This is a genomic window from Moritella sp., assembly GCF_033791185.1.
In the GTDB taxonomy this organism is placed as follows: domain Bacteria; phylum Pseudomonadota; class Gammaproteobacteria; order Enterobacterales; family Moritellaceae; genus Moritella.
Genome location: NZ_JASJHF010000088.1, coordinates 1 through 13,028, shown reverse-complemented (window position 1 = coordinate 13,028; position 13,028 = coordinate 1). Strand labels below are relative to the sequence as shown.

Genomic DNA, 13,028 nt, shown 5'->3' with positions numbered 1-13,028 from the left:
CCCATGTATGTACAGTTTCAACCTACCTGGCCAGAAACTGCTATTGCCGGAGGCGCTGGTCATTGGCTCGCTGCGCAAAGGGTTTTGTGGAGTTCCGTCATTATGCTATTAGGTTTAATCCTAGTAGGGCGGATCTCAATGTTGTGGGAACAATTAAAACAATGGCGGTTATGGCCTCGATTCTTATTCTCCGCCTGTTTAATTGCGCCACAGTTTTGGCTGTTTATCTGGGCGCCTCTACAGGGTGAGATACTCTCAGTAGCATTAGGTTATTTTGCGCTGCCGCTGACGTTGGTTGCCGTTGGTTACTTTGTGTATGGTGAGCAATTAACTCGTACACAGTTACTAGCATGCATCATTGCTGCTTGTGGTGTTGTTTATGCTTATGTCATTGCCGATGGTATCTCTTGGATTGTGTTTGTGGTTGCTTTAGGTTATCCGCTGTACTTTATGAATCGCCGACGTTACCCAATGGCTAGCGATCTGGTATTCACCTTAGACAACCTTTTTTTACTACCAATCGCACTGCTTGCCATGCTCTATTTACAACCCTTTCATGACTGGCAACAAATCGAAGCTTCGTCTTGGGCTTATTACCTAGGACTGGGGCTCACTGGCACACTACCCATGCTATTGTTTTTATACGCCTCACAAATGCTGCCACTTAGCTTGTTTGGCTTATTAACTTATTTAGAACCGACATTGGTTTTTTGTGTTGGCTTATTACTTGGTGAACGCATTGAGCTAATCCAATGGCCAATCTATGGGGCTATTATGCTTGCCTTGGTATTAATCGCGATAGATAGTTATAAACGACGCGGTTAGTACTATATTGGACATGCGGTTAGTACTATGTTGGAAATACGGTTAGTATTATGTTGTAAATAACGAATGGACAGCCCTAAGCCATATTTGAACACAAATGGCTTAGGGCTAAAGCTTTAAAAGACACTTTTAACATGACAAAAATAGAAGTGATTTTTGTCATGTTAATTGATTTTTTGAATGGGTCTTTAAACTAGATGTGATTTGCTATTTCTTTCAGATGGGAAAGGGTAAAATCTGATAATCGCCTAAGTTTAAAGTCAGATATTTCAAACTTTTCGTCTGTAAACTCTAAGTGCGGTGGTACTGCTATCGTTTTAATCTTTGCCGCTTTTGCCGCCATGATCCCTGTCACTGAATCTTCAAATGCGATACATTTTGAAGGATCCACTTTTAATTTATTAGCGGTAGACAAATATACCGCTGGATGAGGTTTTCCTTTGGTTTCATGCTCCGAAGAAGAAATAGCTTGAAAGTAGTGAGCAATATCAAGTTTACTTAGCACTACTGATATTAATTTAAAAGGAGCGTTCGTTGAAAGGCCTATTTTAAGATTTTGATGTTGTAAAATATCTAAAATTTCTTTCACGCCCGCCATCGGTTTACCTTTTTCGGAAATCAAAAATTCCACGCGCTCAACAACTTCATTCTCGACTTGCTCTAAGCTTTTACCTGACCAAGGGAAATGACTATACCAAAATTCAGTAACTTCTCGTGTCGTCATTGATGCTGTATAAGCCGATAGTGAATCACAGACTTCAACGCCGACAGAAGAAAAAACTTGCTTCTCTGCTTCTTTCCACATGGGTTCTGAATCAATAAGAACTCCATCCATATCAAAAATTACAGCTTGTATCATAGCGTTCCATTTAGAGCCCATTAGAGGGGATTTATAGTTGAGTTAATTTTATTTACGCCACCTTACCAATATAGTACTGCAAGTTAAACCCCATCGACGGTTCTCGATTGATTCTTGCAACTTATGTTATATGAAAAATGATGCCTACTCCGTACATAACTAAATCTATGGCTAATCGATATCAACTTATTATGAGTGAGTTATAGCTATAAGCTACTTTCGGGTTGAATCGAGTTAAAATTTTTGCGGTACAGTCTTTACGGTCAGTCTTTACAGAAAAACCATCATCGAATATGTTAAACTCATCTGAGAAGGCTTTCCATTCAGTGAAAAGAACGATTAAAATATAGATAAAAATTGAAACATTATGATAAAAAATAATAAGCCAGTTAAGATAACACTCGCACATATAAATGATACGCACTCCTACTTTGAACCTCAGTCATTGCAATTACAGCTTAATATTGATGGCAAAATGATATCGCCTTATGTCAGTAATGGCGGTTTTTCTCGTATAGCGACCAGAGCTAAACAGCTTAAAGCGACTGCTCTGCAGCATGATCGCGATTTTATATTTGTGCATGCTGGCGATTGCTTTCAAGGGACGCTCTATTTCTCGCTGTTTAAAGGTAAGGCTAACTCAGATATGCTCAATGCACTGGGCATTGATGTGATGACCATTGGTAACCATGAACTGGATATGGGCAATGAACCTGTGGCTGCATTTTTAGATCGTATTCAGTTCCCACTGTTAGCTGGTAACTGGGATCTTTCTAACGAAATAACAACCAAGTCTCATTATTTAAGCGGTCGTTCAAACTTATTCTCTTATCAGCCTGATCAGCAGACGGCACGCTGGATGACGCGTGTTGTCGATGGCGAACCCATAGCAATATTCGGGGTGTCATTAGATAAAATGGCCGATATAGCCAATGTAGATCCGGACACGCCATTTGTTAATGCTTTTGAAACAGCCAAAAATACGGTTGCTGCAATCCGAAAGTTAGGTATTAATAAGATAATATTATTGAGCCACCTTGGTTTTACTGGTGATTGTGAGTTAGCTAAAGAAGTAGCTGGTCTCAGCGTGATTGTTGGCGGTCATAGCCACACACTTCAAGGTGATTTCAGCGACTTAGGACTGACAAAAGAATCTGATTACGGCCATCAAGTTAATGGCACTTATATTGTTCAAGCGGGATTTCACTCACAGGCGCTTGGTCACTGCGACATTGATTTCGCAGCAGATGGTTCGGTGAGCACTTTCAAGGGCAAAAATGAGCTGCTTATTGGTCGCCGGCTTTGTATTGATGCAAGCTTGTTAACAGCCAATAATGATGATGAAATCCATGCCAAGGCGAGCCTCTACCTCACGCAACATGAAAACGTGGTTGTATGTAAAAAAGATCCAATACTGCAAAGCTTGCTACAAGATAAATATATCCCGAGAGTACGTAAGCTACAAAATACCGTGATTGCTAGATTAGCTCAAAATATGCGACATATCAGGATTCCAGATCTAAACGGAGGCAGCGATATTGCGCCTCTTGTCGCCGAATCTTTTGCGCATATGATGAGTAAAAATGGTCATAGCGTCGACTTTGCGATTCATAATGCAGGAGGAGTGAGAACGTCTTTGCAACAAGGTGATATTTCAATTGGTGATATTGCAGGTAAGCTACTTCCCTTTGCCGTACCCATTGGTGTTTATCGCATCAAAGGAAAATATATAGCACAGGCACTAGAGGGGGCAATCAACAACGCCATCAATAATGGGGTTCTTGGTTCTGGCTCGGGAAGCTACCCTTATACCTATAACCTGAATTTTAGCTATTACGCCGAACGCCCCCTTGGTAAGCGAATTGCTAAACTTACTATTTATACGGAAGAAGGTGGTTGGAACGATATCGATCATGAAATGATTTATTCCGGCAGCTCTTCCGCTTATACCATGAAAGGTAAAGAAGGTTATGAAGCATTAACCATGATGGAAGCTGATGGGATTGTTACCCAATATTCGATGGCAGATTGCTTCATTGATTTTATCCAAACAGACTACAAGTCGTCTTCACGTGAGCAGTTGTGGTATGGCGAACCGATGTTGAACATATAATTGATGAATTGCTGAATTGAATTCACTATTTCACTTCCTGCACTCTGCTCACAAAACTCAATAAATAAAGGCAAAACGATATCAAATGCCCCCTTGAGTATCATTACAAATATATGGCGAATCGACATGAGTATATTGTGGCTTAGCGTTATTTCACTAAGCCATGGGGGGAGGGGAATGACTAATTTGCTAATTGAATTAAACGCTCTATACCAACAGGCTCATCTAGCTGAATTGGCACCAATACAGTTTTATTTGAGTGGCGGTTGTTGATGTTATCAAGCTGTTCCGTTTCTTTATCGGCTCGCATTTGCAGCAGTGTTGAAGTAGTCGAAGTCGTTAATAAGGCGTTATTGACTACCCAAGCCCAAGGCGAGATATTCGCTCTGTTTAAATCTGCTTGCAGATTAGCAGCTTCTAAAACCGGTGTTGTTTCAGGAAGTGTCGTCAGTATTACCTTCGTCATTGCTTTATCTTGCAGCTTCATCATTGGGGTTACGTAGTTATCATTACCCTTCATCTTTTTCTCAACTTCTTTATGATAAGCACCTGTCGCATCTAACAGTAGTAATGTATGGCCGGTTGGTGCGGTATCCATTACTACGAATCGTTTGTCTGCTTCTCTGATAATTCGAGAAAATGCTTGGAAGACTGCTATTTCTTCGGTGCATGGGGAACGTAGATCTTCTTCAAGTAATTTCTTACCTTCCTCATCCAGTGCTTTACCTTTTGTTTTCAGGATATGCTGACGATAGCGCTCTGTTTCGACTTGAGGATCGATACTACTAACCTGAAGATTGCCTATTTTTCCGTTAAGCGTGTTGTCCAAATGTGCCGCAGGATCGGATGTCGTGAGATGAACATCAAAACCCATGGAAGCGAGTTTCACCGCGATGGCTGATGCGATTGTTGTTTTACCAACGCCACCTTTGCCCATCAACATAATTAACCCATGTTGATCTACGGCCAGTTCATCAACTAATGATGACAGAGAGCCCATGGTCGGGTATGAAGCACTGGCTGGCAGCTGAATCTGTGGTTGAAGTGGTTTTTCTGCGGGAGAAAACAAATTTTTTAGAGCTGCAATCCCAACCATGTTCATCGGTTGTAAAAATAGCACATCAAGGGGCATGTCTTTCAATATTTCAGGTATAGAGGCAAGCGCTTGTTGTTCTCGTTGGTATATCGCTAACGCTAGTTTATCGTGAGTTTCTGATTCAGGTAAGGTACCGTTGATAATCAGATATTGATTGTTTATGCCAAGATTGGATAGTTCTTTTTTGGTTTTTGCGACCTCTTGTAATGTCGACTCCTGTAAGCGAGCCACCAGAACTAGGCGCGTTTGGCTGCTGTCTGCAAGAGCCTCGACAGCATGAGCATATTGTTCTTGTTGTTTCTCTAACCCAGACATCGGACCAAGGCAGGAAGCACCTTCTGGGTTGCTATCAATAAAATTACTCCATGCGCCAGGTAATGACAGTAAGCGAATCGTATGACCTGTTGGTGCCGTATCAAAAATGATGTGGTCAAAGCGATTCAGCAGGGTTTTATCGGTTAATAAGCCGGTAAATTCGTCAAACGCAGCAATCTCAGTGGTGCATGCGCCCGAAAGTTGCTCGGTAATACTTTGGATCGCACTTTGCGGTAAGATACCTTTTATCGGGTCAATTATTTTTTGGCGATAATTCTCGGCAGCCGCTTGAGGATCAATTTCTAATAGCGATAAATTGGGAACTTGGGCGATGTTAACAATGTTGTTGCCAATCTCTTGAGAAAATACTTGTCCTACATTTGATGCTGGGTCTGTACTCACTAATAACACTTTCTTTCCTGACTCTGCTAATGTCACAGCTGATGCACAAGATATTGATGTTTTACCTACGCCACCTTTACCAGTGAAAAACACATAAGGGGGTAAATCTTTTAATATGTTCATATTATTCTCCAGACTTTAGCATTTTTTACATTGAGTATTTGGCTGGCTTTGCGGGCTTTCAATTGACATATCAAACCATAGTTCCAGCTCTGTACGGCTAGGATATGAATGACTTGAAATCTGCACATTGTCTTTTAAAATCAGCGGTAAATTGTTATCTCCGAATTGTTTCAGAAAATCACTGGCTATCGGGTTATGCACAAAAGCTAGCGGATTATTGGCCAAGTTGAACCGTTCGACATTGACCCCATTACGTTTGAGGTAATCAATATCAGCGGAAAACTGGACTAACACCGGATCAACATCTGCACCACAAATACCAGAGCTGCAACACATTGCGGGTTCAAATACGGTTAACACTGTCATAAATACTCCTTGGTTATTCAGAATGCAAAATAACACATCTGCTTTTTTGCATGTGTAATAATAAAATTTTTTAACGGTACTTTCTAAAATCATTAGAGTGAGGGCCGAAAATAAACAATTACACCCATCATATCTGTTTATTTGCATATGTAAACATGTATAAAGCACGGAATATGAAAATATATAAGAGAGAAGTACTTTAGCTAGTTGGTGTTTTAATCATTTATTGTAGGGTAGGGCAAGGCTGGAGTGTTTAACATATGCGCTTTATTACATTCGTATACTTAATTACATACTGTTCGGCGAGCAGAAGGACTCTCTAGAGATAACTTATTGGCAATTGTAAGAGTTTCATTTCGTTGGCTCTCCCATGCTTGGTCTATGATTTTACTTGCCCATGCTGGGATATGTGGCGACATACGGTAATGGACCCATTTTCCTTCTTTGCGATCAATTAATAGACCACTTTTTTTGAGCATAGAAAGGTTTCGGGATATCTTGGTTTGAGGTTCATTCAGAGCACTGCATAATTCACAGACACATAATTCGTTAACTTCTCTGATTAACAAAATAATGTTTAGCCGTGTCTCATCGGATAAATTTTTAAATAATTGCAAAGATGTAATCGAAACCATAGTAACCTCTATATTGTTGTTTCGACAGTGTACAGTTAGAGGGTAGTGAGTCAACCCTATATTTGCTGAGTATCGGTTATCGATAACCTCGCTTTGACTCTTATACTGCAGCGGTTTGCTTATGGCTAAGTAAGCGAAACCACTACAGTTAGTATCGTCTTAAATTATCGTTTTCATTATAGTTTAACGACTACATCTTCCATTGCTAAACGTGATTTAGGTGGGGCAATGTTATAATCGTTTTCAGTGTCTCTGTAACCGATAGCTAATGCTACATCACTTACATAACCGTCTAGTTCTGCAGCAAACTCTTTACTGATCATCTCGCTGTCGATGCCTTCCATTGGTGTTGAATCAATGTTCAAGCGTGCCAATGTGTGCATAGTGTTACCTAGTGCTAGATAAGTTTGGGCTTTTGTCCAAGCTGATGTGTCGCCATCTTCTGCTGTGTTTAATTCAACAAAAGCAAACGCACCAAACGCGCCTTCCTTCTCTTCAGGTTTCGTGCGTTTATCTTCGATGCCTTTATCGATCACAGCTTCATAGTTTGCTCGGGTATATGCAGGGTTGTGAGCAAAAATGATAATGTGTGATGCAGTAAAAATATGCGGTTGATTAAACTGGAATTTGTTGGCAAAAGTATTGTGCATACGCTGTTTTGCAGCATCACTTTCGATAACAATAAACTTCCACGGTTGCGAATTTATTGATGATGCAGATAAACGCATTGCTTCCATGATCACGGCAAGATCTGCTGGCGATACTTTTTTTGCAGCATCAAACTTTTTAGTTGTATAACGGTTGCTTAAATCTTTGATAATTTGGTGTGTCATCGTAACGCCTTAATAAATTGTACTAAAAGTAAATGAACATGTTCGATTTGGATTAATCTGTTATGCGATCTTCGTGATTTCATTGAGTTTGAAATTCACTACTGCACCTTCGGTTACTTGCACATACATTTTTAAATGTGAGCTATCAAGGTGCTTTTGTAATAATGCCTGACTCGCCCAGTTCTCAATGAAAGTAAATAGCGCAGGGTTATGATTGTCTTGGTGCAGGTCATACTGGATGCAACCATCTTCAAGTCGGGTCAGTTCAATCAATTTTAATAATTCGGCTTTTACGAATTCAATTTTGTCCGCTTTCGCTTCGATGTTCGCAACAATCGTTAATGGCGTAGTCATATATTACCTTTCATTGGCATGTGTTTGCTGAGTAACGACATTATTACTGATAACTGCTATGCTAAACAGATGGTAATTCAGCAAACAGTTTCAAATAATTTTTGATAATGAATATTCAAGATCTTATCCTTTTTGTGCAAACGGCACAAACAAGCAGTATTACTGCCTCCGCTTTGCAGCTGGATATGTCCCCAGCAGCTGCGAGTGCCGCATTAAAGCGCCTAGAAAAACAGTTAGGGGTACAACTTTTTATTCGCTCAACGCGTAAATTACGCATTACTGCCGAAGGTGAGCGCTATTTATCGCATTGTGTTGATGCGTTGGCGTCGTTAGAGCAAGGTAAAGCTTCGTTAAATCAAATGCAGGGTAAAATTGCTGGTGAGATCCGATTATCGGTATCATCTGATCTTGGCCGCAATATCATATTGCCTTGGTTAGATGAGATCATGGATATTTATCCCGAGTTATCGATACAATTAAATGTCGGTGATAACTTAGCTGACTTTTACCATGATAAGGTTGATATGGCCCTGCGCTACGGAGAACCTGAAGATTCATCTATGGTTGCTTTTCCTATTGTGGCGGTTGAGCGTATTGTTTGTGCATCGCCCGATTATATTGCCAGTGTCGGCGCGCCATTACATCCCAATGATTTACTTCAGCATAATTGCTTACTCTATCGTGTCGGTACGCGTGTATATGATACTTGGACATTTACTGATAATGCACAGCCAAATATAGCGCCGTTAGCGGTGAAAGTTGCCGGTGACAGGCTGACTAATGATGCTGATATTGTCCACCGCTGGGCTGTCGCTGGTAGGGGCATTGCATTTAAGTCTAGTCTAGATCTTGCTGCGGATTTACGCGCTGGAAATCTTATTGAGTTACTTAGCGGTTACAAATCATTACCGATTAATTTATGGTTAGTCTGTCCTAACCGAGGGCAAGTCTCACCCGCTATGCTGATCCTTCGTGATTTCTTACGTGATAAATGCGAATTAGAACTAAACTCCCCAGCGGTTGGAGCTACATCTCGTCAGTAAGGTGTGCTACAGTGAATTCATCTATATTTCGTGAATTAAGCTGTATAACAAGGATTTTTATGACTATTGGTATTGGTGGTTCAACTGCTGAATTAGAATTAGCTAAACTGGCTGACATGACTGCGGACGTTGCTGCGATCTCGTTACAAGAATTTAATGCGCGTATCGCACAAGCACAATCCATGATGCAACGCGAAGGCATTAACGCTATTTACCTTAATGCAGGCACAAACTTATATTACTTCACTGGTATGCGTTGGGGCGCGGGTGAACGTATGGTTGGTGCGATATTACCAGCAGTGGGTGAGGTACAGTTTATTGCACCGCGTTTTGAACAAGATACCATTAATGAATTTATGGTTGTAAAAGGCCCGCTACATTGCTGGCATGAACATGAAAGTCCAGCGCAGTTATTTGGTGAAGTTCTTGCACAATTGAATATAACAACTGGTGTTGTCGGTATTGATGAAGCAACTGCTTTCTTTATGTTTAACAACATTCGTCATGCTCATCCGCAGTTTGAATATATCGATGCGAAAGTGATCACTGCCGGTTGTCGTCAGCAAAAATCAGCCGCTGAAATTGCATTATTACAACGTGCCAAAGACATGACGATTGAAGTGCATAAAGCGGCGGCACGTATCTTACGTTTAGATATTTGTACCACGGAAGTTGAAGAATTCATTCATCAAGCCCATAAAGTGGTTGGCGCGCCAAAAGGTTCTTATTTTTGCATCGTGTTATTTGGTAAAGCGAGCTCGTTCCCGCACGGGGTGAAAGATCCACAATTCCTAAAACAAGATGACGTAGTATTAATTGATACCGGCTGTCAGTTGCATGGTTATAACTCTGATATTACCCGTACTTATGTATTTGGTGAAGCAAGTGATGAAGTACGAGCTGCTTGGTTAAGTGAAAAAAATGCCCAGCAAGCTGCCTTTGATGCTGCGCAGATTAATGTCGCTTGTCAGGATGTTGATGCCGCCGCGCGAGTATCACTAGAAGCGGATGGTTTTGGTCCAGGTTATGATTTACCGGGTCTGCCGCACCGTACCGGCCATGGTATTGGTTTAGATATTCATGAATGGCCATATTTAGTGGGTAACGATACTACGCCATTAGCCAAAGGTATGTGTTTCAGTAATGAACCGATGTTAGTTATTCCGGGTAAATTTGGTATTCGTTTAGAAGATCATTTTTACATGACTGACTCGGGACCGCAGTGGTTTACCCAACCATCACATTCAATTGATGACCCATTTGGTTATGAAGCGTAATTTATTATTAATTTGAAACGCTGATAATAGTAATGATTTAGACTGAAAAAAGCCCCAATGGTTATTCAACGATTGGGGCTTGGTTGTATTTATCTGAGCAGACTAAAGCTTACTTACTCCTGAATACTTAATACCAGATAGTTCTGCCATCTCTTTATTCCAAGTAGCAAGGTCGTGTGGGTTAAATTTATTCAGTGCATCATGGCCACAAGCTCTAGACATCACTTGCATCAGTTCTACTGAAGCTTCAAAGAAATTCTTCAGTTGCATCGAGGCTTTATCCACATTCAAGCGTTGTCGTAGGTCGGCATTCTGCGTCGCGATCCCCGCGGGACAGTTATTGGTATTACATATTCGGGCCGCCACGCAACCAATGGACTGCATTGCACTGTTAGATATTGCAACCCCATCCGCGCCGAGTGCCATTGCTTTAACAAAATCCATCGGTACACGCAGACCACCTGTTGCGATTAAGGTGACTTTACCACTGACACCTTGTTTATCTAGGTAAGCTCTTGCTCGTGCCAACGCGGGAATGGTGGGCACACTGATATGATCTCTGAACATCTCTGGTGCTGCGCCAGTACCGCCACCTCGACCATCGAGAATGATATAATCTGCGCTCGCATCGAGTGCAAACTGAATATCATCTTCAATATGATTGGCGCTGAGTTTAAAACCGATGGGAATACCACCTGTTAGTTCACGAACTCGATCTGCAAACTTTTTAAAGTCTGCAGCGGTATGCAGGTTTTTAAACGTGGGTGGTGATATGGCTGGTGTGCCAGCTTCAATGCCGCGAACTTCAGCAATTCGGCCTATATTTTTATTGCCAGGCAGGTGGCCGCCAGTACCTGTTTTTGCTCCCTGACCACCTTTAAAATGAAATGCCTGCACATGCTTTAATTTCGATTCATCGTAACCAAAGCCCGCACTTGCAAGTTCATAAAAGTAACGCGAATTTGCGGCTTGCTCTTCAGGTAACATCCCGCCTTCTCCAGAGCATATTCCAGTTCCAGCCAACTCAGCACCAGTCGCCAGTGCAATCTTAGCTTCTTCTGATAAAGCCCCAAAACTCATATCGGAAACAAATAATGGGATGGCTAGCTTCAGTGGTTTTTTTGCCTGTGGACCTATGACCAGTTCCGTATTAACTGAAACGTTTTCCTGCAAAGGTTGATTGGCCATTTGTGCCACCATCACCTGAATATCATCCCAGTGGGGAAGTTGATGCCTTGGTACACCCATTGACGTCATTGGGCCATGGTGGCCCATTTTAGCAAGACCATCACGTGCGAGTTGATGGATAAACTCAACCGTGGGTTCTTCTTTAGTGGCAGCCGCAATTGGGGCGCTATTTAGCGCTTGGATCTGAACTCCTGGTCCTTCTTGGCCAATCTGTTCATTGGTAAACTGTTTATGAGAGCCATCGCAAAAGGGAGCATTGGCGGTATGCTTGCAACGGCAGAGATGGGCCTCGCTAGTCTCTTTGGCAACAAAATGCTTAGGCTTGAAATTTGTCCCAGCATGAGAACCATCACAGTAAGGTTGGTTTTTGGAACGACCACAGGTACAAAAGTAGTACTCTTGATCTTTAGTTAGCGCTACTTTGATTGGCTTGTTGTCTTCGATAATAGGCTTGTTCATATTTCATCCTTTTAATTACCCTGACCACTTCAGCGTCATGTATAAGGTTAGCAAAAGAATAACTTCTGAATATGTTAATTAAATTTAAATGTTAGCGATCCTTCCTTTTTCGTATAATTGGTTATTCTCTTTGAGCATCGAGTACATCTTGATAAACAGAAAAACCCCCAGATAACGGTTAGTCATCTGGGGGTTTTATTTCAGTCAGTATTAAATAATTACGCGAAGTGTGCTTCTAGTTCTTCGCTGCCGCCGATGTGTTTACCACCGATGAAGATTTGTGGCACTGTGCTAAGGCCTGTTACGGCACGTAGACTTACTGTTGTGGCATCTTTACCTAGTACAACTTCTTCGTAGCTTAGACCTTGGTCGATTAAGGTTTGTTTTGCTTTAGCGCAGAACGGGCAACCAGGTTTAGAGAATACTGTGATTGACTCTTGTACTTTGTATTCTGGTGCAACATAACCAAGCATAGTACCAGCATCTGAAACTTTGAACGGGTCACCTGGTTCGTCAGCTTCGATGAACATTTTTGCTACCACGCCGTTTTTAACCAGCATGCTGTAACGCCATGAACGCTTGCCAAAACCGATATCAGACTTGTCTACTAACATACCCATACCTTCAGAGAATGCACCGTTACCGTCTGGGATGAAAGTAATGTTTTCTGCTTCTTGTGCGTCTTTCCATGCGTTCATTACAAAGGTATCGTTTACTGATACACATAGGATGTCATCAACACCGTGTGCCGAGAATACGCTAGCTAGTTCGTTGTAACGTGGTAAATGGCTTGATGAACAAGTTGGTGTGAATGCGCCTGGCAGGCTGAATACAATCACCGTTTTGTTAGCAAATAGTTCTTCTGTTGTGCGGCTTACCCATGCGTCACCTTGACGGATTGGGAATGTAACTTGTGGAACCGCTTGGCCTTCTTTCGATACTAATGTAGTCATAATATATTCCTTAACGTAGCTATTAATTAAGCTAACCTGTTGGTGTTATATAAAGTGGTTTGATATAAAATTAAATTCTGTGAAGACGTTGTACCTGTCTCGTCTTGATGTAGCTATTATGCAAAAAATATTAGCATTGGCATAATCGATTGAATCTTTTATTTTGATAGGATTTTCCGATTGCTGT

Annotated in this window: 12 protein-coding genes; 4 read left to right on the top strand and 8 right to left on the bottom strand. The window is 41.4% G+C overall.

The features are described 5' to 3' along the window. A partial coding sequence (rarD, locus tag QNK26_RS05675; protein ID WP_319221427.1) for an EamA family transporter RarD occupies positions 1-825 on the top strand: 825 nt, incomplete at its 5' end. Positions 826-1,018: 193 nt separating this feature from the next. Here rarD and hxpB read toward each other — a convergent pair. Further along, a complete protein-coding gene (gene hxpB, locus QNK26_RS05670) occupies positions 1,019-1,684 on the bottom strand; it encodes a hexitol phosphatase HxpB (protein WP_319221426.1) in 666 nt (221 codons plus the stop codon). A 367-nt stretch (positions 1,685-2,051) separates the two neighbouring features. Here hxpB and QNK26_RS05665 point away from each other — a divergent pair, with 367 nt between their 5' ends. Then, positions 2,052-3,797 (top strand): bifunctional UDP-sugar hydrolase/5'-nucleotidase, encoded by a 1,746-nt coding sequence (locus QNK26_RS05665; protein WP_319221425.1) that lies wholly within the window; start codon positions 2,052-2,054, stop codon positions 3,795-3,797. A gap of 181 nt (positions 3,798-3,978) precedes the next feature. Here QNK26_RS05665 and arsA read toward each other — a convergent pair whose 3' ends face one another. The 5 genes from arsA to QNK26_RS05640 form a co-directional block, all read right to left on the bottom strand. Then, complete coding sequence (arsA, locus tag QNK26_RS05660; RefSeq protein ID WP_319221423.1) at positions 3,979-5,733, bottom strand: arsenical pump-driving ATPase; 1,755 nt, start codon at positions 5,731-5,733, stop codon at positions 3,979-3,981. A 15-nt stretch (positions 5,734-5,748) separates the two neighbouring features. Then, entirely contained in the window at positions 5,749-6,099 is a 351-nt protein-coding gene (arsD, locus tag QNK26_RS05655; RefSeq protein ID WP_319221421.1) for an arsenite efflux transporter metallochaperone ArsD, read from the bottom strand. A 284-nt stretch (positions 6,100-6,383) separates the two neighbouring features. Then, positions 6,384-6,734: a metalloregulator ArsR/SmtB family transcription factor gene (locus QNK26_RS05650; RefSeq protein WP_319221419.1), complete on the bottom strand. Its 351-nt coding sequence runs from the start codon at positions 6,732-6,734 to the stop codon at positions 6,384-6,386. A gap of 176 nt (positions 6,735-6,910) precedes the next feature. Next, positions 6,911-7,567: an NAD(P)H-dependent oxidoreductase gene (locus tag QNK26_RS05645; RefSeq protein WP_319221417.1), complete on the bottom strand. Its 657-nt coding sequence runs from the start codon at positions 7,565-7,567 to the stop codon at positions 6,911-6,913. A gap of 60 nt (positions 7,568-7,627) precedes the next feature. Beyond that, positions 7,628-7,921 carry a putative quinol monooxygenase gene (locus tag QNK26_RS05640; RefSeq protein ID WP_319221415.1) on the bottom strand — a complete coding sequence of 98 codons (294 nt, stop codon included), beginning with the start codon at positions 7,919-7,921 and terminating at the stop codon, positions 7,628-7,630. 107 nt (positions 7,922-8,028) lie between these two features. Here QNK26_RS05640 and QNK26_RS05635 point away from each other — a divergent pair, with 107 nt between their 5' ends. Next, positions 8,029-8,964: a LysR family transcriptional regulator gene (locus QNK26_RS05635; protein WP_319221413.1), complete on the top strand. Its 936-nt coding sequence runs from the start codon at positions 8,029-8,031 to the stop codon at positions 8,962-8,964. A 59-nt stretch (positions 8,965-9,023) separates the two neighbouring features. Continuing rightward, positions 9,024-10,241, top strand: a complete 1,218-nt coding sequence (locus tag QNK26_RS05630; protein WP_319221412.1) for a Xaa-Pro peptidase family protein — start codon at positions 9,024-9,026, stop codon at positions 10,239-10,241. Positions 10,242-10,343: 102 nt separating this feature from the next. Here the strand turns inward: QNK26_RS05630 and QNK26_RS05625 are convergent, their stop codons facing one another. Both QNK26_RS05625 and QNK26_RS05620 read right to left on the bottom strand, forming a co-directional pair. Beyond that, positions 10,344-11,888: a glutamate synthase-related protein gene (locus tag QNK26_RS05625; RefSeq protein WP_319221410.1), complete on the bottom strand. Its 1,545-nt coding sequence runs from the start codon at positions 11,886-11,888 to the stop codon at positions 10,344-10,346. Between the two features lie 218 nt (positions 11,889-12,106). Then, positions 12,107-12,841 carry a glutathione peroxidase gene (locus QNK26_RS05620; protein ID WP_319221408.1) on the bottom strand — a complete coding sequence of 245 codons (735 nt, stop codon included), beginning with the start codon at positions 12,839-12,841 and terminating at the stop codon, positions 12,107-12,109. Positions 12,842-13,028 lie beyond the last annotated feature (187 nt).

What these genes read in the sequence shown, in the direction of transcription:
- hxpB (WP_319221426.1), bottom strand. Translation starts at nt 1,684, where the DNA reads ATGATACAAGCTGTAATTTTTGATATGGATGGAGTTCTTATTGATTCA.
- QNK26_RS05665 (WP_319221425.1), top strand. Translation starts at nt 2,052, where the DNA reads ATGATAAAAAATAATAAGCCAGTTAAGATAACACTCGCACATATAAAT.
- arsA (WP_319221423.1), bottom strand. Translation starts at nt 5,733, where the DNA reads ATGAACATATTAAAAGATTTACCCCCTTATGTGTTTTTCACTGGTAAA.
- arsD (WP_319221421.1), bottom strand. Translation starts at nt 6,099, where the DNA reads ATGACAGTGTTAACCGTATTTGAACCCGCAATGTGTTGCAGCTCTGGT.
- QNK26_RS05650 (WP_319221419.1), bottom strand. Translation starts at nt 6,734, where the DNA reads ATGGTTTCGATTACATCTTTGCAATTATTTAAAAATTTATCCGATGAG.
- QNK26_RS05645 (WP_319221417.1), bottom strand. Translation starts at nt 7,567, where the DNA reads ATGACACACCAAATTATCAAAGATTTAAGCAACCGTTATACAACTAAA.
- QNK26_RS05640 (WP_319221415.1), bottom strand. Translation starts at nt 7,921, where the DNA reads ATGACTACGCCATTAACGATTGTTGCGAACATCGAAGCGAAAGCGGAC.
- QNK26_RS05635 (WP_319221413.1), top strand. Translation starts at nt 8,029, where the DNA reads ATGAATATTCAAGATCTTATCCTTTTTGTGCAAACGGCACAAACAAGC.
- QNK26_RS05630 (WP_319221412.1), top strand. Translation starts at nt 9,024, where the DNA reads ATGACTATTGGTATTGGTGGTTCAACTGCTGAATTAGAATTAGCTAAA.
- QNK26_RS05625 (WP_319221410.1), bottom strand. Translation starts at nt 11,888, where the DNA reads ATGAACAAGCCTATTATCGAAGACAACAAGCCAATCAAAGTAGCGCTA.
- QNK26_RS05620 (WP_319221408.1), bottom strand. Translation starts at nt 12,841, where the DNA reads ATGACTACATTAGTATCGAAAGAAGGCCAAGCGGTTCCACAAGTTACA.